The organism is Streptomyces sp. NPDC002328 (assembly GCF_042890065.1).
Taxonomy (GTDB): Bacteria; Actinomycetota; Actinomycetes; order Streptomycetales; family Streptomycetaceae; genus Streptomyces.
In genome coordinates this window covers 86,331-109,965 of sequence record NZ_JBIARQ010000024.1, presented here as the reverse complement: position 1 = coordinate 109,965, position 23,635 = coordinate 86,331, and the positions used below count along the sequence as shown (strand labels likewise).

Sequence of the window (23,635 nt, the reverse complement as noted above, 5' to 3'; positions counted from 1 at the left end):
CCCCAAGGACGTCGAACTCGCCGCATGACCCCAGCCAGCCAAACCACCTCAAACCCAACCTGGGCGCCTTGACGAAAGACATAGAGGCACCCCCCCGGGGCGGTGTCCCACGGTCACGTCCGCCCGGCGGGCGGGGCCGCACCCGCCAGTAGGCGCACCCTCCCGGCCTCTCTGCTCCCTCGGGGCTTCCTCGGGTGCCACACCCGGCCGCGCCGCGCTCCGCCGTCCCGCCGCGTTCGTCGCCCCCACCGCGACGCGGCATCCGCCGTCCTCGCAGCAGCCCTGCCACAACCGCCGAACCGTGCACCCCAGCCAAGGCCCCGCCACATCCGCCGCACCAGCACACCAGCCAACCCCGCCCCATTCGCCGCAACAGCACCCCCCCGCACCTCTCCTGCACCCGCCCCACCGGCATCCCGCCGCCTCCGCCTCCGCCGCCGTACTCGCCGCACCCCGCCGTACTCGCCGCATCCGCCGCGCGCACCCCTCGACGCGCCCGCCCCCGGGAGAGTCATGTCCGTCACCCCGCTCGCCGCCCACCCGTCCGCCCGTCCCGCGCCCGCCTTCCGGGGCCGGATCGGACGTGACGCGCGCAGCGGCCACTACGCCGTGCCGCGCCGCTACCGCCTCCACCTCTCGCCGGCCGACCCCGACGGCCTGCGCATCGCCGTCACCCACAGCCTCCTCGGCCTGGAGCGGGCCTGTCCCGTGACGTTCCTGCCGGCCGTCCCGGACTGTTCCGACGGCGGCCACTCCGCGCTGCGGCCCCTCTACGACGCCAGCGCGCACCGCTACGCCGGGCCCGCCCTCGCGCCCGTGCTCAGCGACGACTGGTCCGGGCGGATCGTCTCCACCCACGGCCCCGACATCGCCCGCGACCTCGCCCGGCGGTTCGCCGGCGGCCGGGCCGTGCTGTACCCGTCCGGAGCCGGGTCGCAGATCGAGGCCGTCGAGCGGATGTGCGCGCAGGGCGTCGAGGAGGCCGCGCAGCGCGCCGGGGCGGCCGGAGTCGAGGACGCGGAGCGCGCCGCCGCCCTCGACACCCTGCTGACCACGCTCGACGTGCTGGAGCGGGGGCTCGGCTCCCACGCGCACCTGATCAGCGATCAGATCACCGCCGCCGACGTGGAGTTGTGGGTGACGCTGGTGCAGCTCGACACGGTGCACCGCCATCACCTCGACGCGACCGCCGTGCACCGCATCGCCGACCATCCCGCGCTGTGGGCCTACGCCCGCCGGCTGGCCGCCCACCCGGCCTTCGGCGTCCACCTCGACCTCGACGCCATCGACCGCCGCCACCACGCCCGTTGCCAGGGCCTGGAGGCCGCCGGAGCCGCCGTCCAGATCCTGGACTGGGCGACCCACGCGACCCCGGAGACGGGCGACTGATCGCAGGTCGAACGGACGCGAACCGGTCCATCTGTCGGACCGGCGTTGACATTCGTTCGGGCCGTTGTCTTAACTTACGGCCCAGAACGGTCATGAGCGTCAGCGACAAGCCCTGGCTTGCTGACCGGCAACCCTCGCATCGCGGTGGGGTGCCCCAGGTGACGACCGGACCGACGGCGATTCGGTAAGCGCGAGGGCCCAACGGGGCCGGAAGAGCATGGTGACGGACATGTACGCAGCTCCCAGGACGGCCGCGAGCCGCCCCCAGGGCCGCGTACGTCCGTACGCCAACCCGCTCGTCGCCGACCGCGCCGTCGATCTGCTGCGCGTGAGCAGCGCACTGTGTACCGCACCGGGCCGCGCCCGCTGTCGGGGCTGACACCCCCTCCCCAGCCCCGCTTCCCCGACGAACACCGCCCCCGCGGTGTGCCCGTCCGCCCACCCCCGGTGCCCGTGCGTATCCGCCTGTCACAACCCGCCGCCGTCGAGCGGCCGTCGTGGCCGTGCCGTGTCCGCCGCGTCCCGGGGCCTCCCGACTCCGCCGGAGCCCCTCATGAGCGAACCCCCAGGCGTCGCCGTGTCCGTCACCGAGGCACCGCCGTCTTCTGATGAACCGTCAAAACAACTCACGGCACAGCGTGTTCTCCCGCTGCGACGGCCCGGCCGCTGGATCGCCACCGCGGTCGTCCTGGTCCTCGCGGCCCAGTTCGTCCACGGCCTGGTGTCCAACCCCTTCTACCAGTGGGACCGGTTCGGCTACTGGTTCCTGCGGCCGACCATCCTCGACGGACTCCTCATCACCCTCGAAGTCGCCGCCTACAGCGCGGTGCTGGGGCTCCTCGGCGGTGTGCTCCTCGCCCTGGCCCGGCTCTCCAGGAGCCCGGTGCTGCGCGCCGTCAGCTGGACCTACGTCTGGGCGCTCCGCTCGATCCCCCTGATCGTGGTCCTGCTGTTCCTCTACAACTTCAGCGCCCTTTACCAGACGCTCAGCCTCGGCGTCCCGTTCGGGCCCGCCTTCTTCACCTTCGACGAGTCCCGGCTCGCCACCGACATGGCCGTCGCCGTCGTCGGACTCAGCCTCAACGAGGCGGCGTACGCGGCCGAAGTCGTCCGCGGCGGCATCCTCTCCGTCGACCAGGGCCAGCACGAGGCGGCCTCCGCGCTCGGCCTGCCGAAGGGCTACCAGTTCCGCAGGATCGTCTGGCCGCAGGCGCTGCGCTCCATCACGCCGAATTACGTCAACCAGCTGATCGGCCTGATCAAGAGCACCTCGCTGGTCTTCTACGTCTCGCTGCTCGACCTGTTCGGAGCCGCGCAGACCATGGGCTCCACCTACCCCGGCGACATCGTGCCGCTGCTGATGGTCGTCACCGTCTGGTACCTGATCCTCACCAGCGTCGTCTCCGTCATCCAGTTCTACGTCGAGCGGTACTACGCCCGCGGCGCCACCCGCAGCCTGCCGCCGACGCCGTTGCAGAAGCTGCGGGCCGGCCTCGCCGACCTGCGGGCCCGCATCCGCCGGGAGGCCGCCGTATGACCGCCGAGACGATCCAGAACGCCGCCGCCGTCGAGGTTCACGACGTCCACAAGTGGTACGGCACGCACCGGGTGCTGAACGGCGTCGACCTGACGGTCCGGCCCGGCGAGGTCACCGTGATCCTCGGCCCGTCCGGCTCCGGGAAGTCCACGCTGCTGCGGGTCATCAACCACCTGGAGAAGCCGGAGATCGGCTACGTCAGCATCAACGGCGAACTCATCGGCGTACGCCGGCAGGGCGACCGGCTGAAGGAGCTGAGCGAGCGGGTCATCCTCACCCAGCGCAGCCGCGTCGGCTTCGTCTTCCAGAACTTCAACCTCTTCCCGCATCTGACCGTGCTGGACAACGTGGCCGCCGCGCCCGTGGCGACCGGGAAGCTCGACAAGGCACGGGCCCAGGAACTCGCCCGTGAACTCCTCGGCCGGGTGGGCCTGGCCGACAAGGCGGACGCCTATCCGCGGCAGCTGTCGGGCGGACAGCAGCAGCGCGTCGCCATCGCCCGCGCCCTCGCCCTGCGGCCCGGCGTCATCCTCTTCGACGAGCCCACCTCCGCCCTCGACCCCGAACTCGTCGGCGAAGTCCTCGCCGTCATCAAGGACTTGGCCAGGAGCGGCACCACGCTGGTGATCGTCACCCACGAGATCGGCTTCGCCCGCGAGATCGCCGACCGCGTCGTCTTCATCGACGGCGGCCGGATCGTCGAACAGGGCCCGCCCGCCGAGGTCCTGGACAAGCCGCAGCACGAACGGACCCGGGACTTCCTGAGCAAGGTGCTCTGACCCCGGCCCCACAGCTTCGACCCCGGCCCCACAGCTTCCCCCCACATCACCTTCACCACCATCCTCTCCGAAGAAGGACGGCCATGCCTGCCCACATCTCCCGACGCAGCCTGATCCGCGGCATCACCGCGGCGACCGCGGTCGCCACCCTCGCCACCGGGCTCGCCGCCTGCGGGGGCGAGAGCGACGCCGCCACCCGGACGACCGACGCCGCCGGCACGGTCACCGTGGGCCGGCTGTCCAACGGCGCCGCCAAGGAGACCGTCCTGAAGGTCTCCGAAGTGAAGTCCATCAGCGACCAGTTGCCCGACGCCGTCAAGAAGCGCGGCACGCTGGTGATCGGATCCGGCACCCTGCCCTCCGGCAGCCCGCCGCTCGGCTTCGTGGGCGACGACCAGAAGACGCTCACCGGCTCCGAGGTCGACCTCGGCCGGCTCGTGGCCGCCGTCCTCGGTCTCAAGCCCGAGGTGCGCCGCTCCACTTGGGAGAACCTGTTCATCGGCATCGACAGCGGCAAGGTCGACGTCGGCTTCTCGAACATCACCGACACCGAGGAGCGCAAGCAGAAGTACGAGTTCGCCTCCTACCGCAAGGACGATCTCGCCTTCGAGGTGAAGAAGGACAACACCTGGAAGTTCGACGGCGATTACGCGTCCCTCGCCGGGAAGACCGTCTCCGTCGGCAACGGCACCAACCAGGAGAAGCTCCTCCTGGAGTGGAAGGCGAAGCTGGCCAAGGAGGGCAAGAAGCCCCTCACCGTCAAGTACTTCCAGGAGAGCAACAGCATCTACCTGGCGCTCAACAGCGGCAAGATCGACGCCTACTTCGGCCCCAACCCGCACCTCGCCTACCACGCCGCGAAGACCGCCGGCACGCCCCAGGCGACCCGGATCGCCGGTCAGTTCTCCGGCGCCGGCGAGACGCTCCAGGGCCTGATCGCCGCGACCGCCAAGAAGGACAGCGGCCTCGCCAAGCCCCTCGCCGAGGCCATCAACCACCTGATCGACAACGGCCAGTACGCCAAGTGGCTCGCGGCCTGGAACCTCTCCAACGAAGCCGTCCAGAAGTCCGAGGTCAACCCGCCCGGACTGCCGCTGACCAACTCCTGACAATGTCCTGACGCACCATCACCCGACTTGCCGCACCGGCGAGTCGAACCGAGAGAGGACTCCGCCTCCGTGGCCCACCCCACCGAAGTCCGCGGAGGCGGAGCCCCGCCCACGCCCGAACTCCTCCCACCCCAGCCCCCGACCCGGCACCACCCCCTCGACAACGCCGTCTGGGCCGCGCTCACCGGCCCCCACGCCCATCTCGCCGAACGCGTCGGCCTCGCCGCCCGCTACCCGGCGGACGTCTACGCCTTCGCCGCCCTCGCCGACCCGGCGGACCCGGCCGCCTGGGCAGACCTGCTCACCCTCGTCGGCCCCGGGGCCACCGTACGGATCAAGCCCGTCGACCGTGTCCCCGACGGGTGGACCGCCGTAGGCCGGGGCACCGGCGTCCAGCTCGTCGCCACCGAGGCGCTGAGCACCGCGCCCGCCCCGGAAGCGGAACCGCTCGGTCCGGACGACGTGCCCGAGATCCTCGACCTGGTCGCACGCACCCGGCCAGGACCCTTCCTGAAACGCACCGTCGCACTCGGCGCCTATCTCGGCATCCGGCACCAGGGACGGCTGATCGCCGTCGCCGGGGAACGCCTCCGGCTGCCCGGCTGGACCGAGATCAGCGCCGTCTGCACCGACCCCGGACACCGCGGCCGGGGCCTCGCCACCCGGCTGGTCCGCGCGGTCGCCGACGGCATCAGGGAACGCGGCGACACCCCGTTCCTGCACGCCGCCGCCGACAACGCGCCCGCGATCCGCCTCTACGAGTCGCTCGGGTTCGCCCTGCGCCGCCGCTCCACCATCGTCTCGGTGCGCACGCCGATTTCGGTGCGCACCCCGGGAACACCCGGCGCGGCCGGGGCGTTCTGACTCATGACGAGATGCATTCGATGTGCGACAGACATGAGCCGAGCGCGAGGCGCCGGCCGTGCGAAGCGCCGCGGCGCGGCCGAAAGGAGGAGGTGGCGGACGTGACCCACATACCCCACGCCCTGCACCTGACCTCCCGGCCCCACATCGACCTCCAGCGCGTGGCCGGCGCGCTCTGTCGCTCCTGACCCGTTCCCCTTCGTCCGCCGTGCCCGCGCGCCCTCGCGCGCCGAGCCGGCCCTCTCGTACGGACCTCCAGGAAGGCACCCTCGTGTCCTCGACCCCCTCCCCGACCCCCTCCTCGACCTCCTCACCCCTGCATCTCGCCGTCGCCCTCGACGGCACCGGCTGGCACCCCGCCTCCTGGCGCGAGCCGGTCGCCCGCCCCCGCGAGCTGTTCACCGCCGCCTACTGGGCCGACCTCGTCGCCGAGGCCGAGCGCGGACTGCTCGACTTCGTCACCGTCGAGGACGGCCTCGGACCGCAGTCCTCGCACTTCCTGGACCCGGACGACCGCACCGACCAGGTCCGCGGCCGGCTCGACGCCGTCCTGATCGCCTCCCGGATCGCCCCATTGACCCGCCATATAGGTCTCGTCCCGACCGTGGTGGCCACACACACGGAGCCGTTCCACATCTCCAAGGCGATCGCCACGCTCGACTACGTCAGCACCGGCCGCGCCGGACTGCGCGTCCAGATCACCGCCCGCCCGAACGAGGCGGCGCACTTCGGCCGCCGCACCCTCCCGCGCATCGCGGCCTACGACGACCCCGCCACCCAGACGCTGGTGAGCGACCTGTTCGACGAGGCCGCCGACCACGTCGAGGCCGTGCGCCGCCTCTGGGACAGCTGGGAGGACGACGCGGAGATCCGGGACGTGGCCACCGGCCGCTTCGTCGACCGCGACAAGCTCCACTACATCGACTTCGAGGGCCGTCACTTCAGCGTCAAGGGCCCCTCCATCACCCCGCGCCCCCCGCAGGGCCAGCCCCTGGTCACCGCCCTGGCCCACGACACCGTCCCCTACCGTCTCGTCGCCCGCGCCGCCGACGTCGGCTACGTCACCCCGCACGACGCCGCCGAGGCCCGCGCGATCGTCGCCGAGATCCGCGCCGAGCAGGAGAGCGCCGGGCGCGCCGGGGAACCGCTGCACGTCTTCGCCGACCTGGTGGTCTTCCTCGACGACGACCCGGCCGAGGCCGCCGCCCGCCGCGACCGCCTCGACGCGCTCGCGGGGGAGGAGTACATCAGCGACGCCCGCATATTCGCCGGCACCCCCGCCCAACTGGCGGATCTGTTGCAGGAGTTGCAAGCGACCGGCCTGAGCGGCTTCCGGCTGCGCCCGGCCGTCGCCGGACACGACCTGCCGGCGATCACCCGGGGCCTCGTCCCCGAACTCCAGCGCCGCGACGCCTTCCGCCGCGCCTACGAGGCCGACACCCTGCGCGGGCTGCTCGGCCTGCCCCGCCCCGCCAACCGCTACGCAGCCCCCGTCGCCTGAGCGGGAGGGAGACCCCACCGTGAGCAAGCCCCTGAAGCAGATCCACCTCGCCGCCCACTTCCCCGGCGTCAACAACACCACCGTGTGGAGCGACCCCAGGGCCGGCAGCCACATCGAGTTCAGCTCCTTCGTCCACTTCGCCCGCACCGCCGAGCGCGCCAAGTTCGACTTCCTGTTCCTCGCCGAAGGACTCAGGCTCCGCGAACAGGGCGGCGAGATCTACGACCTGGACGTCGTCGGCCGCCCCGACACCTTCACCGTCCTCGCCGCGCTCGCCGCCGTCACCGACCGCCTCGGCCTGACCGGCACCATCAACTCCACCTTCAACGAGCCCTACGAGGTGGCCCGCCAGTTCGCCAGCCTCGACCACCTCTCCGGCGGCCGGGCCGCGTGGAACGTCGTCACCTCCTGGGACGCCTTCACCGGCGAGAACTTCCGCCGCGGAGGCTTCCTCCCGCAGGAGGAGCGCTACTCCCGCGCCAAGGAGTTCCTCGCCACGGCCAACGAACTCTTCGACTCCTGGCGGGGCGACGAGATCCTGGCCGACCAGGAGAGCGGCGCCTTCCTGCGCGACGCCAAGGCCGGCGCGTTCGTGCACGAGGGACAGCACTTCGACATCCAGGGCCGGTTCAACGTCCCGCGCGCCCCCCAGGGCCGCCCGGTGATCTTCCAGGCCGGAGACTCCGACGAGGGCCGCGAGTTCGCCGCCGCCGGCGCCGACGCCATCTTCAGCCGGTACGCCTCCCTCGACACCGGCCGCGCCTTCTACACCGACGTGAAGTCCCGCCTCGCCAAGTACGGCCGCCGCCCGGACCAGCTGCTGATCCTGCCCGCCGCGAGCTTCGTCCTCGGCGACACCGACGCCGAGGCCCAGGAGATCGCCAAGGAGGTCCGCCGGCAGCAGGTCAGCGGAGCCACCGCCCTCAAGCACTTGGAGTGGGTCTGGAACCGCGACCTCTCCTCCTACGACCCCGACGGCCCCCTCCCGGACGTCGACCCGCTGCTCGGGGAGCACACCGTCTCCCGGGGCCGCGCCCAGGTCCGCATGTACCGCGACCCGCTGGCCACCGCCCGCGAATGGCGGGAGCTGGCCGAGGCCAACGGCTGGTCCATCCGCGACCTGGTCATCGAGACCGGCACCCGCCAGAACTTCATCGGCTCCCCGGCCACCGTCGCCAGGACCATCAACGAGTACGTGCAGACGGACGCCAGCGACGGCTTCATCCTCGTCCCGCACATCACCCCGAGCGGCCTCGACGCGTTCGCCGACCAGGTCGTCCCGCTCCTCCAGGAACAGGGCGTCTTCCGCACCGAGTACGAGGGGACCACCCTGCGCGACCACCTCGGCCTCGCCCACCCCGACGGCATACAGGAGGAGGAGCGGGCCGCCTCGTGAGGCGCCGGATGCGGCCGGACGCGTCTCCCTCCCCCGAAGGAGACGCGCCCGGCCTGTCCCCCGGCGCCGGACCATGGTGTGCGCGCCCGCCGCCGCGGCGGGCGCGCGGTGCCGTCACCAGCACATGACGGCCGTCTCGCCCGACCCCCAGCCGGAGTACAGGCGCACGCGGACGAAGTAGCGGCGGCCCTTGACCAGCCGGGCCCTGATCACGGCGTTGTGCGGGGCGCCCCCGTCGTCGTGCCCGGCGAGGAAACGGGGCTCGCCGTCCCGTTCCTCGAACACCACGACCACCGAGTCGCCCGCGCCGAAGACGCCGACGGTGTACTCCCGGGTCTCGGGCGGCTCGACGGCGAAGTCGGCCTGCTCGCCCGGCCCCAGCGACAGCGGCGCCGAACGGAACGGGACCAGCGCGGCCGGCCGGGGCGCGTCGAGCGGCGGATACCAGCGCAGCGCGAACTCCTTGTCCAGCGGCGACAGCGCCCCCGGCGGCTGCACGCCCCGGCGGAACTGCTCGGGCTCCAGGATCAGCCCCGCCCCGAAGGGGTACTCCATCACGGACTGCGGGTCCCACACCGAGCCGTTGACCTCCGCCGGGTCCAGCTTGCGCAGGACGTTGAAGAACGCGCGGTCCCGGCTCCAGAAGTTCGGCGGGCCCGCCAGATCGGCGTACACGGCCTCGTCGTCCCAGTGGATGCCGGCGAACGGGCTCTGGTGCTCGTGCTGCATCCCGAGCGCGTGCCCGATCTCGTGCAGGGCCGTCACCCGCTCCCCGGGCGCGGTCAGGTCCCAGCCGAAGTTCATGGTGCGCTCGTTGAGGCCGGCCAGCAGCGCGTCCCGGCCCACGTACGACCAGGACCCGTCGCCCTCCTGGAAACCGATGCGCACCTCGGCCTCCGAACGGTCGGCCACCTCGGCGAACCTCACCCCGAGCCCCAGGCCCTGCCACTCGCGGAAGCAGTCGCGCACCACGTCCCGCTGCTCCTCGGCGCCCACCCACGACACCCGCCGGGTCCCCCCGGACCCCGGCACCGGGATGACCGAGCCGTCGTCCCCGCCGTCGAAGAAGCAGTAGTGGAGCACGGTGCCGTTGACCCACATCCGGCGACCGCTCATGAGCGCGCCGAGCCGCTCCGCAGCCAGTCCCGGCGCGAACGCGGGAGCCGGCTGCTGCGCGAGCGAGCAGTAACGGGCGGTCATGGGCTCCAGCGTGCCGTGCGGGGCAGTCCCGGGCCTGAGTCGGGGGCTACTCAAGTCGGCCTGTATCAGGCGTGAGTACGCCGACTCCAGTTGAGGTGAGGACTTTCACGCGGGACGCCGAGACCCTTCAGCAACCCTGGCCGCAGGCCTGGCCGTTCACCGGACGGGAGAGCGAACTGGAGCTGCTGCGGCGCGCGTTGACGGCAGGGCGGCCCGGCATCGTCGTCACGGGGCCGGCGGGCTGCGGCCGGACCCGCCTGGCCGCGGAGGCGGTCCGCGGCACGGAGTGCGCGCGGGCGGCCGGCACGCCCGAGACCCGCGGCACGCCCTTCGCCGCCTTCGCCCGTCTGCTGCCCGAGAACGTCACCCTGCACCGGGCGGTGCGACTGCTCGACGGGGTGCGGCTGCTGCTGCTCGACGACGCGCACCTGCTCGACGACGCCTCCGCCGCCCTGGTCCACCAACTCGCCGTCCAGGGACGCACCCGGCTGCTGGTCCTGGCCACGGACGGCGCCCCGGCGCCCGACGCCGTGAGCCGGCTGTGGACCGGCGAGCTGCTGCCCCGACTGGCCCTGGAGCCCCTGCCCCGCGAGGACACCGCCCGGCTCATGGCCGCCGACGCCGGCGGCCCTCCCGAGCCGCTCACCGCCGGCCGTCTGCACCGGCTGTGCCGGGGCGACCTGCGTCTGCTGCGGGACCTGCTGGCCGCGGTCCGCGAGCAGGGGGCGCTCACCCGTGTCCCGGACACCGACGAGTGGGCCTGGCGCGGTCCCGTCCCGGTGACCCAGCCCCTCCGCGAGCGCGCTGCCGCCGTCCTCGCCCGTCCCCGCCCCGACGAACGCGAGATGCTGGACCGCCTCGCCTTCGCCGAGCCGCTGCCGTTGCCGCTGCCCGTGGACACGTCGGACCTGCGCGTCCTGGAACACCTGGAGGCGGACGGCCTGATCCACGCCGACCACGACGCGACCGTGCGGCTGACCCACCCCCTGCACGGCCCGCTGCTGCGGGCGGCGGCCGGCCGGCTGCGCGCACGGCGGCTGGCCGCCCCGCGCGCGTCCACCGCCCAGGCCCTCGACGCCGAGGCGGCCGACCTGACCCGTCGCATCGAACAGGCCGACGTCCGCACCGCCCGCACACCCGTGGGGGAGTGGCTGGCGGCGGAGGGCCAGCCGGTCCCGCCCGCCTACGCCGCCGTCCGCGCGCGGTTCTCACGGCTGCGGGGAGAACTCCGCGAGGCCGCGGCCTGGGCGCGAGAGGGCCTCACCGCCAGACCGGCCGACCCCGCCTGCCGCACCGAACTCGCCCTGGCGGAAGCCCAGTCGGACGCCACCCGCCCCACCCCCTGCCTGCCGCCGACCCACCTCCCCTCCGACACCCCCACCCCCTACGACGCCGTGCGCCTCGGCGCTCCCGAGGCGGCTGTGCGGCTGCTGCCGCCCGGCAGCGTCTTCGCCCGCCACGCCGACGCGCTGGCCCGCGCCGACGGGCCCGCGCTCGACCGGGTAGCCGAGGAGCTGGAGGACCGCGGCTTCCTCCTGTTCGCCGCCGAGGCGCACGCCCAGGCCGTGCGGGTGCACCGGGACCCCCGGGCGGCCCGCACCGCCCGCACGCGCGCGGTCGCCCTGGCCCGCCGGTGCCAGGGGGCCCGCACCCCGGCCCTGTCCGGCCTGGTCCTGGGCGAACTCACCGCCCGGCAGCGCCAGATCGTCACCCTCGCGGCGTCCGGCCTCAGCAACCGTCAGATCGCCGAACGCCTCACCCTCTCCGTGCGCACCGTGGGCAACCACCTCTACGGCGCCTACGCCCGCCTCGGCGCCGGCGACCGGGAAGCCCTGCCCTGTCTGCTGGACCAGCCGGCAGCCCGGCCCGCCTGAACGAGCCCGCTCAAGGAAGCCAAGTCCCCGCTTCCCCAACACGCCTCACGCCGCGCCGAACGCCGTGAACGCCCACCCCGTCGCCTGGTGCAGCGCGTCCCCGGGCAGGGACGCGCGCGCGTCGCGCAGCGCCTCCGCCAGGGACTGGCCCGTGCTCAGGCCCTTGTGGAGGGCCAGCATCAGGGCGACCACCGCCTCGTCGTTCACCGGGGCGCTGCTCGCCACCACGCCCGCCGTGCCGAGCGGCAGCAGGGCCGTGACCAGACCGAGGAGTTCGTCCGCGCCGACCGAGGCGAGGCGCGCGGTGTCGCAACTGGAGAGGATGATCCGGTACGGGCTGCGGGCGAGCCGTTCGAAGTCGTGGACGATCAGCGGGCCGTCGGCCATCCGCAGGGAGGAGAACAGCGGACTGTCCGCGCGGAACACGCCGTGCGCGGCGATGTGCGCCAGCGCGGCCCCGTCCAGCTCCTCCAGCACCCGCGGCACGCGGGCGTCCGCGTGCTCCAGCACCGTCGGCCTGCCGTACCGGTCCGCGACCTCCGGCACCTCCGCCCCGCCGGACGCCAGCCCCGGCCCGCGCACGAGGACGTGCCGTCCGCCCGGCGGCGGCTCGGTCTCCCGAGCCCGCAGCCAGCTGCCCGCCGACGGCGACACGCTCAGCACCCGCTCCCGCAGCGACGGCAGCAGCGCCCAGGGCACCCGGTGCAGCCGGGCCGGCGGGACCACCACGACCGGGCCGGGGCCCAGCTGCCCGGCCGCCTCGCCCAGCAGCAGTTCCTCCAGCCGCCGCCCCGCCGCCTCCACCACCGCGAGCCGTCGCTCCGCGCCGGGGTGGGCGAGCCGCCGCAGCCCGGCCTGGACGTGCTCGGCCTCCCGTTCCGCCTCGGCGAGCAGCCCGCCCGCGAACCGCCGTACCCGCCCGCCCCCGCACAGCAGCACCTGCACCCGCCCGTCCAGCACCGCGAGTTCGACCAGCCGCCCGTCGCCGAGCCCTCCGTCGCCCAGCCGTTCCAGCAGCCGGCCGACGTCGAAGCGGTCCGAGCCGCCCGTCGCGCCGCCGCGGATGTGCAGGGTCCGGGAGCGGATCTCCCGTTCCAGCCGCCGCTGTTCACGCTCCAGCGTCGGCACGGGCTTGCCGTCCATGCGGGCGGTCTCCGCGCGCGCGGCGATCTCCCGGTAGGCGGTGAGCCCGCTCAGCAGCGCCGGGTCGGCCGGCGGGCGGGTCGGCGGCGCGGACAGCACGGTGGCCCGCCACCGCTCGCTCCACACCAGCAACTGCCGTGGCCCGCCCCGCTCCAGGCTCACTTCCTGGGCGAGCGCGGCGAGTTCCGCGCCCTGCGCGGTGGCACGGGCCCGCAATTCGGAGGCGCCCAGCGTCGTCCGGTGGTCGTCCAGCACGTCCAGGCCGCGCCTGCACGCCTCCAGCACGCCCCGCCCCGACCCGGCCGCCCGCGCCCACAGCGCCTGCGCCGCCCACCCGGTCACCCGCGCCAGCGGCGGCCCGCTGCGCCGGCTGCGCGCCGCCACCGCCAGATACCGTTCCGCGTCCGCCGTCCAGTCCAGGCCCAGCGCGATCCGGCCCGCCAGCAGCCAGGCCTCGGGAGCGGCGGGCGCCCCGAACGCCGACAGCCGCTCCGCCACCCGCACCGCCTCGGCGACCAGCCGCCCCGAGCCGCGCCCGGCGGCCACCCGCCCCTCGATCAGCACCAGTTGGGCGTGCGCCTCCCACCAGGTGCGCCGCTGCCCGGCGAACAGCCGCACGGCGATCGCCGCGCGCGCGACGGCCGTCCCCGGATCGCCCGCCAGTCGCGCGGACCTGGCGGCGGCCAGCAGCAGTTCCGCCTTGCGGGTGGACTGCCCGCCGATGCCGTCCAGCACCGCGATCGCCGCGTCCGCCTCGGCCAGCGCCTCGGGCGCGAGCCCGGCGGCCATCAGGACCTCGCAGCGCCGGATGTTCAGCATGAACGTGGGCGTGCCGAGCTTGGCGTACCGCTCCTCGGCCTCGTCCAGCAGCCGCAGCGCCGCCGGCACGTCCCCGGAGCGGAACGCGGCCAGGCCCCGGCTCTCCACCGCGTCGGCCTTGTCGTGCTCCTGGCCGGTGGTGTCCCACAGCGCCTCGGCGGCCGTGAAGTCGGCGTCGGCCCGGTCGACCGCCCCGAGCGCGAGGTGCACGGTGGCGCGCAGCGTCAGGGCGCGCGCCGTCCAGATGACGTCGTCCTCCTGCCGCAGCACCGGTATGGCCCGCCGTACGTCGTCCAGCGCCTCCCGGTGATGGCCCAGCACCCACCAGGAGTAAGCCCGCCGGTACAGCACGCGCGCGCGGGTGTGCCCGGTGCCGCGCTCGACGCCCCGCTCGAACGCGGCCAGCCCCTGCCGGGTGCGGCCCGCGTGCACCAGCGCCACCCCGAGCGTGGCGAGGACGTCCGCCTCCCGCTCCGAGGAGTCCGCGCGCGCGGCGAGCGCGCGGGCCCGCCGCAGATGGTCCAGGGCGAGGCGCATGTCGCCCCAGTCCCGCTGCCAGATGCCGATCACCTGGTGGGCCACGGAGGCGTGCAACGGCGGCGGATCGGTGTCGAGCACTCCCTCCGCCCGCGCCAGGGCGTCGTTGGGGGCGGCGAACACCATCGGCAGCAGTTCGAGAACCGTGTCGTTTCCCGCTGTCACCCCACGGATGGTAGTGGTCCCGGTTGTAGGGCACACCGGTTCGGCCGGGTGCGGGTCATATCAATTGGACATCGCGTCGACGCACGGCCCGCGCACGCCCGGAGCGCACACCGGAGCGGCCGTCGCCCGCAGCGCGCACACCGGAGCGCACGTCCACGACCGCACGCTCTCCGCACGACCGCGCTCCCCGCAACCGCAACCGCACCCCCCGCCCCCGGCGTCGCATCACCTGTATCAAACGCCGGTCTCGCGGCTCTGACTGACGACCATCGGCCTCAGGGGAGGACACGCCATGGCGCCACAGCGTTTCCACGAGCAGTTCGAGCAGATCCAACGGGCGCTGCCCGACGTCCCGTTGGCCATGGGGCCGGACGACTCGGCCGAGTTCATCTACGAGAAGGGCGTCGTCCTCGCCCGCGACGGCGAGGAGGCGCGGACCGTCGAGGACGCCGTCCGCTCGCACTTCACCGCGACCGACGGCCTGGTCCCCGACCACGTCCGCCGGGCCGGCCCGCAGACCAACCGCTCGGGGATCACCCGCATCCAGGTCGGCGACCCCGGCCAGGGAGTGGCCGGCGTCGACCGCACCGTCGCGGGCGCCCTGCGCGCCCTGCGGGGCGCCGAGGACCGGGCGGGCCGCCGCCTCGTCAGCCGCAACCACGTCGTGTCCATCGCGGTCAACGCCTGCCCCGGCGACGAACCGGTCCCCGCCGCGCCCGGCGAGACGCCCAACCCGGCCGCCGCGGAGACCGGTTACGAAGCCGACGGGGCCGCGGTGAGCGTGCTCGTCGTCGACACCGGCCTGATGCACGACTACCGCTCCTACCCGCTGCTCGCCCGCACCGAGGGCGACGCGCAGCTCCAGGAGACCGACCCCGACGGCATCCTCCAGCAGTACGTCGGCCACGGGACGTTCATCGCCGGACTCGTCGCCGCCGTCGCCCCCGACACCGACGTCACCGTGCGCAACAGCCTCAACGACGCCGGCGCGATCCTGGAGTACGACTTCGGCGACCGGCTCTTCGAGGCCGTCGAGCAGGGCGGCTGGCCCGACATCATCAGCCTCTCCGCCGGCACCTCCAACGGCCGCGTCGACGGCCTGCTCGGCGTCGCCGCCTTCATGGAGGAACTCCGCGACAGGAAGACCCTGTTGGTCGCCGCCGCCGGCAACAACGCCAGCGCGACGCCCTTCTGGCCCGCCGCCTACGCCGCCCTGCCCGCGTACGCGGACGCCGTCCTGTCGGTCGGCGCGCTGCGCGGCGACGGCGAGTTCGGCGCCTGCTTCAGCAACCACGGCCCCTGGGTGAAGGTCTACGCCCCCGGCGAGCGCCTCGTCAGCGCCCTCACCGGCTTCGACGCTCCCGTCCCGTACGTCTACCAGCACTCCACCTACGAGGTCTGCCGCTACGGCTTCGGCTACTCCTGCACCTGCCAGTCGCCGCGCCACACCGGCCTGTTGAGCGAGACACGGGCAGCCACCGCGGGCAGGCCGGACCAGGTGCTGTTCGAGGGGCTCGCCTCCTGGAGCGGCACGTCGTTCGCGACGCCGCTCGTGGCCGGGCTGGTCGCCGCGCACATGAGGGCGCACAAGGAGACCGACCCGCGCGCCGCCGCCCGTCAACTGCTCGCATCGAACGCCGAGTTCGCCGAGGTGCGCGGACACGACGTGCCGGCGCTGCACCCGCCGACCTGGCGTCCGGTCGCGGTCGGACAGCTCGCCGCTTCGGTGTGAGGTCGGCATGAGGTCCGAAGCGGCCCCCGCCACGGCGTACGATGACATGCCGTACACGAGGGGTGGGACCGTGGACCGTAGTGATGTCGGCGCGCTCGTCCAGTCCGCCGTCGACGGTGACACGGCGGCCTGGAAGGCGCTCGTCGAAGGGCTGAGCCCGCTGGTGTGGTCCGTCGTGCGCGCGCACCGGCTCTCCGAGGCCGACGGGCACGAGGTGTACCAGACCGTGTGGTTCCGGTTCGCCCAGCACCTCGGGCGGATCCGCGAACCCGACAAGGCGGGCTCCTGGCTGGCCAGCACCGCGCGCAACGAGTGCCTGAAAGTGATCAAAGGCCTGCGCCGGCTCACTCCGACCGACGATCCCCTGCTGCTCGACCGCGTCAGCGAGGACCGTACGCCGGAACAGTCGGTGCTGGACTCGGAGGAGGCCGCCGCGCAGAGCGAGCGCGTCCGCCATCTCTGGCAGGAGTTCGAGGCGCTCGGCGAGCGCTGCCGGCAGTTGCTGCGGGTGCTGATCTCCTCGCCGCCGCCCAGTTACCAGGAAGTGTCCGCCGCGCTCGGCATCGCGGTGGGCAGCATCGGACCGATGCGCCAGCGATGTCTGCGCCGTCTGCGGTCCCGACTCGACGCACGGGGAGCACTGTGAACGCCATCAACGACGACCACGCCTTAAGCGGCACGGACGACCACGGGGGCCTGGAGGAGGAGCTGCGCGAAGCCGCCGCCATCCTCGACCCGGTCCCGGCCCAGCTGCGGCAGATCGCCGTCGAGGCCTACGTCCTGCACGACCTCGACGCCCGTATCGCCGAGCTGACGTTCGACTCGCTGGTCGACGCCATCCCGGTCAGGGGAGCCGTGGACGTGCCGCGGATGCTCACCTTCGACACCGGCGGGCTCACCGTCGACGTCGAGGTGACCGCGCACGGCCTGATGGGCCAGGTGCTGCCGCCGCAGCCGGCCGCGATCGAGGTCCTCGACGGCCCCCGGGCCGGCGCGGCGCTCACCGCCGACGCCATGGGCCGCTTCACCACCGACGCGCCGCCCACCGGCCCGTTCGCCCTGCGGCTGCGCACGGGCGGGGAGGTCGTCGTCACGGAGTGGCTCCGCGCCTGAGCCATCTCCCTGCCCGAGCCGCCTCCCCGCCCGAGTCATTTCCCCGCCCGAGCCGCCTCCGCGCCTGAGCCATCTCCCCGCCCGAGCCACCTCTCCGCCCGAGCCGCTTCCCCGCCGTCCGGGACCTGCCTCAGGCGGAGACGGCGTCGACCAACTCCGCCAGCGCCGAGGCGAGCCGGGACAGACCGGGCCCCGCGGGGCCGCCCGGCTCGGTCATGTACGTGTCGCGCCGGATCTCCACCATCAGCGCGGACACCCGGGGCTCCGACCCGTAGTACTCCAGGGGGACGTACGTCCCGCTGAACGGGCTGTCGAGCCCGGTCTCCCCCAGGGGCGCGAACGCCTCGCGCGCGGCGGCCAGCAGCTCGGGCGGGGTGTGGAAGGAGTCGGTGCCCAGGCACACCGGCGGCCGGGGCCCCTCGCCGTGCAGCTCGTAGGGCAGCCGCTCGGTCGGGTACGAGTGCACGTCGATGATCACGGCCCGCCCGGCGACGGCCAGCCGCTCCGCCACCGCCTCGGCCATCGCCCGCGCATACGGCCGGAAGTACCGGGCGAGAAGCGGCTCGGGGTCGGTGTCCTCGGGCCGCACCGCCTCGCCGTGCGTGGTCCGCGTGTACACCGCGCCCATCCCCACCGCCAGCATCTCCTCCCGCTCGTCCGGGAACCGCTCCGGATCCACGACCAGCCGCGACAGCCGGTTGACGAACCGCCAGGGCGCCACCCCGGCCGCCTCCGCCGCCCGCACCGCGATCTCGGCGGTGTGCGAGTCGGTGATGTGATCCAACTCCCGCTCCAACGCCGCCTCGTCGAGCGAGATCCCCCCACGCACCGCCGCCGGCACCTCCCGCGCGGAATGCGGCACATGCAGGATCACGGGCGAGCCGGCCGCACCGGGGAGAAGGGAGAAGGAGGGGGCGGCAGGGGTCATGCGGGGCTCCTGGGAGGTGAGTCGGCGGCACACCGCCTGGTCGAGGCGTGATGTCGCAATCGAGGCGCGGTGTCGCAATCAGGGTGCGGTGTCGCACCGTTGCGGGTGGTGGGAGGCTGCCGCCCCCGGACGAGGCTGCCGCCCCCGGACGCACCTCCGCCCCGGCCGGCGATGTGCCGGTCGGGGCGGACGGGACGATCGGGGGCGGACGGGGCGGTAGGACCCGGCTCAGCTCACCACCGCCGAGGCGGTGCCGGCGGTGTCAGCGGCGTCAGCGGTGTCGGCCCCCCCACCCATGCCGGATCAGAGCGAGGCCAGAGCCTCGTTCCACGTCGTCGACGGGCGCATCACCTTCGCGGCCTTGGCCGGGTCGGGCTGGTAGTAGCCGCCGATCTCGGCCGACTCGCCCTGGACCGCGTTCAGCTCGTCGACGATGCGCTGCTCGTTCGCGGTGAGCGTCTCGGCGAGCGGGGCGAAGGCCTTGGCCAGGTCCGCGTCGTCGGTCTGCGCCGCCAGCTCCTGCGCCCAGTACAGGGACAGGTAGAAGTGGCTGCCGCGGTTGTCGATGCCGCCGACGCGACGGGTCGGGGACTTGTCCTCGTTGAGGAAGGTCGCCGTGGCGCGGTCGAGGGTGTCGGCGAGGACCTGCGCGCGGCCGTTGCCGGTGAGCTTGGCGTACTGCTCCAGGGACGGGACCAGCGCGAAGAACTCGCCCAGCGAGTCCCAGCGCAGGTAGTTCTCCCTGACCAGCTGCTGCACGTGCTTCGGGGCGGAGCCGCCGGCGCCCGTCTCGAAGAGGCCGCCGCCCGCCATCAGCGGGACGACCGACAGCATCTTGGCGCTGGTGCCCAGCTCCAGGATCGGGAACAGGTCGGTCAGGTAGTCGCGCAGCACGTTGCCGGTGACGGAGATGGTGTTCTCGCCGCGGCGGATGCGCTCCACGGACAGCTTGGTCGCCTCGACCGGGGAGAGGATCTTGATGTCCAGGCCCTCGGTGTCGTGCTCCGGCAGGTACCGCTCGATCTTGGCGATCAGGTTGGCGTCGTGGGCGCGGGTGGCGTCCAGCCAGAACACCGCCGGGTCGCCGGTGGCGCGGGCGCGGGTGACGGCCAGCTTCACCCAGTCCTTGATCGGGGCGTCCTTGGTCTGGCAGGCGCGGAAGATGTCGCCGGCCGAGACGGCCTGCTCGATGATCGCCTCGCCGGAGGCGTCGACCAGCCGGACCGTGCCCGTGACCGGGATCTCGAAGGTCTTGTCGTGGCTGCCGTACTCCTCGGCCTTCTGCGCCATCAGACCGACGTTCGGGACCGAGCCCATCGTCGACGGGTCGTAGGCGCCGTTGGCGCGGCAGTCGTCGACGACGACCTGGTAGACGCCGGCGTAGGAGGAGTCCGGGAGCACCGCGAGGGTGTCGGCCTCCTGGCCGTCGGGGCCCCACATGTGGCCGGAGGTGCGGATCATCGCCGGCATGGAGGCGTCGACGATGACGTCCGACGGGACGTGCAGGTTGGTGATGCCCTTGTCCGAGTCGACCATCGCGAGCTCCGGGCCCTCGGCGAGCTCGGCGTCGAAGGAGGCCTTGATCTCGGCGCCCTCGGGCAGGGCCTCCAGGCCCTTGAAGATGCCGCCGAGGCCGTCGTTCGGGGTGAGACCGGCCTTGGCGAGCGCCGCGCCGTACTGCGCGAACGTCTTCGGGAAGAAGGCGCGCACCACGTGACCGAAGACGATCGGGTCGGAGACCTTCATCATCGTGGCCTTCAGGTGCACGGAGAACAGCACGCCCTCCGCCTTGGCCTTGGCGACCTGCGCGGTCAGGAACTCGCGCAGCGCGGCGACGCGCATCACGGAGGCGTCGACGACCTCGCCGGCCAGGACGGGTACGGACTCGCGCAGCACGGTGGTGGAGCCGTCGTCGCCCTTGAGCTCGATGCGCAGGGCGCCGTCCGCGGGGATCACCACGGACTTCTCGGTGGAGCGGAAGTCGTCCACGCCCATGGTGGCGACGTTCGTCTTGGACTCGGAGGTCCAGGCGCCCATGCGGTGCGGGTGGCTCTTGGCGTAGTTCTTGACCGACGCGGGCGCGCGGCGGTCGGAGTTGCCCTCGCGCAGGACCGGGTTCACTGCGGAACCCTTGATCTTGTCGTAGCGGGCGCGGATCTCGCGCTCCTCGTCGGTCTTCGGCTCGTCCGGGTAGTCCGGCAGCGCGTAGCCCTGGGCCTTCAGCTCGGCGACGGCGGCCTTGAGCTGCGGGATCGACGCCGAGATGTTCGGCAGCTTGATGATGTTGGCCTCGGGCGTCTTGGCCAGCTCGCCCAGCTCGGCCAGCGCGTCCGGGATGCGCTGGTCCTCGGTGAGGTACTCCGGGAACACGGCGATGATGCGCCCGGCCAGCGAGATGTCCCGGGTCTCCACGGCGACACCGGCCTTCCCGGCGTACGCCTGGACCACCGGCAGGAAGGAATACGTCGCCAGGGCCGGGGCCTCGTCAGTGTGCGTGTAAATGATGGTCGAGTCAGTCACCGGGTGCTCCGCTCCACGTCTGCAACATTGCTCGACATCAAGATATCTCTTGATGGCCTCGGACTCGACAGGGGTCCGCACACCTGTCTCACGGCGTTCCGACCGCCCGTCATACGTTTCGGGCAACCACACCGTCTGTTTTCGCAGTCAAGCAGGTAGATCTTCGATCCGAACCCCTCGACCTCCCGACGGCCGGAACCGACCGACCGGCCGTCCAGCGAAAGCAGACCGGAAAACACCATGAGATATCGCACCCGAGTGACCGCTCCCGCCGTAGCCCTGTTCGGCGCCGCCACGGCCCTGACCGCGGCCCCGGCGGCGCAAGCGGCCCCCGAGGCCTCCGCCGGACGCCGCCCGTCCGCCGCCGCGAACAGCGCCCCCGGCCCCGAGACCCTCGGCGACCCCGTCTTCCCGAGCCTCGGCAACGACGGCTACCGCGTCTCCGCCTACCGCCTCGACCTGGCATACGACGCCGCGACCAAGCTCGTCGACGCCACGGCCACCATCGAGATCCGCACCACCCAGCCCCTCTCCCGGCTCTCCCTCGACGCCCTCGGCCTCGACATACGCTCGGTGCACGTGGGAGGCCGCACCGCGACGTACGAGGCGGTGGACGAGAAGCTGCGGATCACGCCCGCGCGCCCGCTGCCCGCGGACTGCCGGACCACGGTCTGCGTCGCCTACACCGCCGACCCGCGCCGCACCCTCGCGCACACCGCCTGGGTGCCCACCCCGGACGGCTTCGCGGTGTGCCCCCAGCCGAACTCCGCGCACACCGTCTTCCCCTGCAACGACCACCCCTCGGACAAGGCCGACTTCACCTTCCGGCTCACCGTCCCCGACAGCCTGCGCGGCGTCGCGACCGGCCGGCTCGTCCGCACCGAGCGCCTGAGCGGCGAGCGGACCGCGTACACATACCGCTCCGGCTCCCCGATCGCCACCGAGCTGGTGCAGATCACGGTCGGCGACTACGTCGTCAAGGAGCGCCAGGGACCGCACGGGCTGCCGCTGCGGGACGTCGTCCCCGTCGCCCGCGCCGAGGCCCTCGAGCCGGCCCTCGCGCTCACCCCGAACCTCGTCGAGTGGATCGAGGCCCGGCTCGGCGCGTACCCCTTCGAGACGTACGGGCTGCTGCCCTGCAACACCGACGACCCGAAGGCCTTCGACTTCACGGGCCTGGAGACCCAGACCCTCACCCTCTACAAGCCGAACTACCTCCTCCAGGAGGAGAAGAAGATCGGCTCGCACATGATGCACGAGCTGGTCCACTCCTACTTCGGCAACAGCGTCAGCCCCGCCACCTGGGCCGACCTGTGGCTCAACGAGGGCCACGCCGACTTCTACGGGCTGCTGTACCGCTACGAGCGGGGCTGGGCCGACTCCCTGGGCCTGACCAGCTTCGAGGCCCGGATGAAGGACACCTACGCCCGCGGCGACCAGTGGCGCCGCACCTCCGGCCCGGTCGCCGCGCCGAACGAGGCCAACCTCTTCGACAGCCAGCGCTACCTGGGCGGCGTCCTCGTCCTCTACGCGCTGCGGCAGCACATCGGCGAGGACGCCTTCCACGCCGTCGAGCGCGCCTTCCTCGCCCGCCACCGCGACGGCCACGCGTCCACCGAGGACTACATCGCCGTCGCCTCCCACGTCTCCGGCCAGGACCTGACCGGCTTCCTGCGCGAATGGCTCTACGGGACGACGACCCCGCGCATGCCCGGCCACCCGGACTGGACGGTCACCCCGGTGACCCAGTCCCTCGTCCGGCCGAACGCCCGCACCGGGGCGGGCTACCACGACAACTCGGCCACGCTCTGACACGCGGCCGAGCCAGTGCTCCGGCGTGAAGCCGGGCCTCAATCGTGCAGGGCGGCGGTCCCGCCCTGCACGACGGTGTCGGGCGTGCGCTGCTGCGGGATCGCCACCGAGCCCTGCTGGAGCGCGACGGTCCGCGTGGGGGCCGGGATGCGGATGCCCTCCTCGCGGTAGCGGCGGTGCAGGCGCTTGATGAACTCGTGCTTGATCCGGTACTGGTCGCTGAACTCGCCCACGCCCAGGATCACGGTGAACCCGATCCGCGAGTCGCCGAAGGTGTGGAAGCGCACGGCCGGCTCGTGGTCCGGGACCGCGCCGGTGATCTCGGTCATCACCTCGGTGACGACCTCCGTGGTCACCGCCTCCACGTGCTCCAGGTCGCTGTCGTAGGCGACGCCCGCCTGCACCATGATCGTCAACTGCTGCTCGGGACGCATGAAGTTGGTCATGTTCGACTTGGCCAGCTCCCCGTTGGGGATCACGACCAGGTTGTTGGAGAGCGCGCGGATCGTCGTCTGACGCCAGTTGATGTCCTCGACGTATCCCTCCTCGCCGCTGCTCAGCCGGATGTAGTCGCCGCGCTGGACGGTCTTCGACGCGAGGATGTGAATGCCCGCGAAGAGGTTGGCCAGGGTGTCCTGGAGGGCCAGCGCGACCGCGAGACCGCCGACGCCGAGGGCGGTCAGCATCGGCGCTATGGAGATGCCGAGGCTCTGGAGGGCCACCAGGAAGCCGATCGCCAGCACCAGCACCCGGGTGATGTTCACGAAGATCGTGGCCGACCCGGCGACGCCGGAGCGCGCGGAGGTCACCGACTGGACCAGCCCCGCGACCGCCCGCGCCGCCGACAGCGTCACCACGAAGATCAGCAGCACCGTCAGGCACTGGTTGACGGTGTGCTGGACCGCCTTCGTCAGCGGCAGCACCGCCGCGGCGGCGGCCGAGCCGCCCACGATCGCGGACCAGGGCACCACCGAGCGCAGCGCGTCCACGATGACGTCGTCGCCGCTCCAGCGGGTGCGCTTGGCGTGCTTGGCCAGCCAGCGCAGCATCGTCCGCGACAGGAAGGCCACCAGCAGACCGGTCACCAGGGCGATACCGGCCAGGACGAGGTCGTGCACGGTCAGCGCGCGGTTCACCGGCCCCCTCCGGGAACACGGTCCGCAGCCGACGGGGCCGCCCACGAGCGGATGTGAAGTCTCGTCACGTCATCACCTGTT

Annotated in this window: 19 protein-coding genes and 1 riboswitch; of the genes, 14 read left to right on the top strand and 5 right to left on the bottom strand. The window is 73.1% G+C overall.

Annotated elements, in window-relative coordinates; translation table 11 throughout:
• The first annotated feature begins 513 nt into the window (after positions 1-513).
• The 9 genes from ACFYX4_RS36670 (at position 514) to ACFYX4_RS36630 (ending at position 8,575) form a co-directional block, all read left to right on the top strand.
• On the top strand, positions 514-1,389 hold the full coding sequence (locus tag ACFYX4_RS36670) for a glutathione S-transferase C-terminal domain-containing protein (protein ID WP_389343186.1): 876 nt from the start codon (positions 514-516) through the stop codon (positions 1,387-1,389).
• 88 nt (positions 1,390-1,477) lie between these two features.
• Positions 1,478-1,586, top strand: a riboswitch (SAM riboswitch).
• Between the two features lie 32 nt (positions 1,587-1,618).
• On the top strand, positions 1,619-1,768 hold the full coding sequence (locus tag ACFYX4_RS36665; protein ID WP_389343183.1) for a hypothetical protein: 150 nt from the start codon (positions 1,619-1,621) through the stop codon (positions 1,766-1,768).
• A gap of 174 nt (positions 1,769-1,942) precedes the next feature.
• Positions 1,943-2,926: an amino acid ABC transporter permease gene (locus ACFYX4_RS36660; protein ID WP_389343180.1), complete on the top strand. Its 984-nt coding sequence runs from the start codon at positions 1,943-1,945 to the stop codon at positions 2,924-2,926.
• Complete coding sequence (locus ACFYX4_RS36655) at positions 2,923-3,705, top strand: amino acid ABC transporter ATP-binding protein (RefSeq protein ID WP_389343176.1); 783 nt, start codon at positions 2,923-2,925, stop codon at positions 3,703-3,705. The genes ACFYX4_RS36660 and ACFYX4_RS36655 overlap by 4 nt, the downstream gene beginning before the upstream one ends.
• An 83-nt stretch (positions 3,706-3,788) precedes the next feature.
• Positions 3,789-4,814 (top strand): ABC transporter substrate-binding protein, encoded by a 1,026-nt coding sequence (locus tag ACFYX4_RS36650; protein ID WP_389343173.1) that lies wholly within the window; start codon positions 3,789-3,791, stop codon positions 4,812-4,814.
• A 69-nt stretch (positions 4,815-4,883) separates the two neighbouring features.
• Entirely contained in the window at positions 4,884-5,678 is a 795-nt protein-coding gene (locus tag ACFYX4_RS36645) for a GNAT family N-acetyltransferase (protein ID WP_389343170.1), read from the top strand.
• A 92-nt stretch (positions 5,679-5,770) separates the two neighbouring features.
• A complete protein-coding gene (locus ACFYX4_RS36640) occupies positions 5,771-5,866 on the top strand; it encodes a putative leader peptide (RefSeq protein ID WP_389343167.1) in 96 nt (31 codons plus the stop codon).
• An 83-nt stretch (positions 5,867-5,949) separates the two neighbouring features.
• Positions 5,950-7,179, top strand: coding sequence for an LLM class flavin-dependent oxidoreductase (locus ACFYX4_RS36635; protein WP_389343164.1), 1,230 nt, complete (start codon positions 5,950-5,952; stop codon positions 7,177-7,179).
• A gap of 19 nt (positions 7,180-7,198) precedes the next feature.
• A complete protein-coding gene (locus ACFYX4_RS36630; RefSeq protein WP_389343161.1) occupies positions 7,199-8,575 on the top strand; it encodes an NtaA/DmoA family FMN-dependent monooxygenase in 1,377 nt (458 codons plus the stop codon).
• Positions 8,576-8,689: 114 nt separating this feature from the next.
• Here ACFYX4_RS36630 and ACFYX4_RS36625 read toward each other — a convergent pair whose 3' ends face one another.
• A complete protein-coding gene (locus ACFYX4_RS36625; protein WP_389343158.1) occupies positions 8,690-9,775 on the bottom strand; it encodes a M12 family metallopeptidase in 1,086 nt (361 codons plus the stop codon).
• Positions 9,776-9,870: 95 nt separating this feature from the next.
• Here ACFYX4_RS36625 and ACFYX4_RS36620 point away from each other — a divergent pair, with 95 nt between their 5' ends.
• Complete coding sequence (locus ACFYX4_RS36620; RefSeq protein ID WP_389343155.1) at positions 9,871-11,649, top strand: LuxR C-terminal-related transcriptional regulator; 1,779 nt, start codon at positions 9,871-9,873, stop codon at positions 11,647-11,649.
• Positions 11,650-11,694: 45 nt separating this feature from the next.
• Here the strand turns inward: ACFYX4_RS36620 and ACFYX4_RS36615 are convergent, their stop codons facing one another.
• Positions 11,695-14,274, bottom strand: coding sequence for a CHAT domain-containing protein (locus tag ACFYX4_RS36615; RefSeq protein ID WP_389343206.1), 2,580 nt, complete (start codon positions 14,272-14,274; stop codon positions 11,695-11,697).
• Positions 14,275-14,605: 331 nt separating this feature from the next.
• Between ACFYX4_RS36615 and ACFYX4_RS36610 the strand changes: the two genes are divergently transcribed.
• The 3 genes from ACFYX4_RS36610 to ACFYX4_RS36600 are packed head-to-tail and all read left to right on the top strand — an operon-like array spanning position 14,606 to position 17,158.
• The gene (locus tag ACFYX4_RS36610; RefSeq protein ID WP_389343152.1) at positions 14,606-16,045 is read left to right on the top strand and encodes a S8/S53 family peptidase; all 1,440 of its coding nucleotides are present in this window, start codon (positions 14,606-14,608) and stop codon (positions 16,043-16,045) included.
• A 46-nt stretch (positions 16,046-16,091) separates the two neighbouring features.
• Positions 16,092-16,691 (top strand): RNA polymerase sigma factor, encoded by a 600-nt coding sequence (locus ACFYX4_RS36605; protein WP_389343149.1) that lies wholly within the window; start codon positions 16,092-16,094, stop codon positions 16,689-16,691.
• Complete coding sequence (locus tag ACFYX4_RS36600; RefSeq protein ID WP_389343147.1) at positions 16,688-17,158, top strand: hypothetical protein; 471 nt, start codon at positions 16,688-16,690, stop codon at positions 17,156-17,158. Before ACFYX4_RS36605 ends, ACFYX4_RS36600 begins: the two co-directional genes overlap by 4 nt.
• 130 nt (positions 17,159-17,288) lie before the next feature.
• On the opposite strand, the gene ACFYX4_RS36595 is transcribed toward ACFYX4_RS36600, so the two are convergent.
• Entirely contained in the window at positions 17,289-18,086 is a 798-nt protein-coding gene (locus ACFYX4_RS36595; RefSeq protein ID WP_389343145.1) for an N-formylglutamate amidohydrolase, read from the bottom strand.
• Positions 18,087-18,389: 303 nt separating this feature from the next.
• A complete protein-coding gene (locus ACFYX4_RS36590; protein WP_389343143.1) occupies positions 18,390-20,606 on the bottom strand; it encodes an NADP-dependent isocitrate dehydrogenase in 2,217 nt (738 codons plus the stop codon).
• 240 nt (positions 20,607-20,846) lie between these two features.
• Between ACFYX4_RS36590 and ACFYX4_RS36585 the strand changes: the two genes are divergently transcribed.
• Positions 20,847-22,418: a M1 family metallopeptidase gene (locus ACFYX4_RS36585; RefSeq protein WP_389343140.1), complete on the top strand. Its 1,572-nt coding sequence runs from the start codon at positions 20,847-20,849 to the stop codon at positions 22,416-22,418.
• Between the two features lie 38 nt (positions 22,419-22,456).
• On the opposite strand, the gene ACFYX4_RS36580 is transcribed toward ACFYX4_RS36585, so the two are convergent.
• Entirely contained in the window at positions 22,457-23,554 is a 1,098-nt protein-coding gene (locus ACFYX4_RS36580) for a mechanosensitive ion channel family protein (RefSeq protein WP_389343137.1), read from the bottom strand.
• Positions 23,555-23,635: the final 81 nt, after the last annotated feature.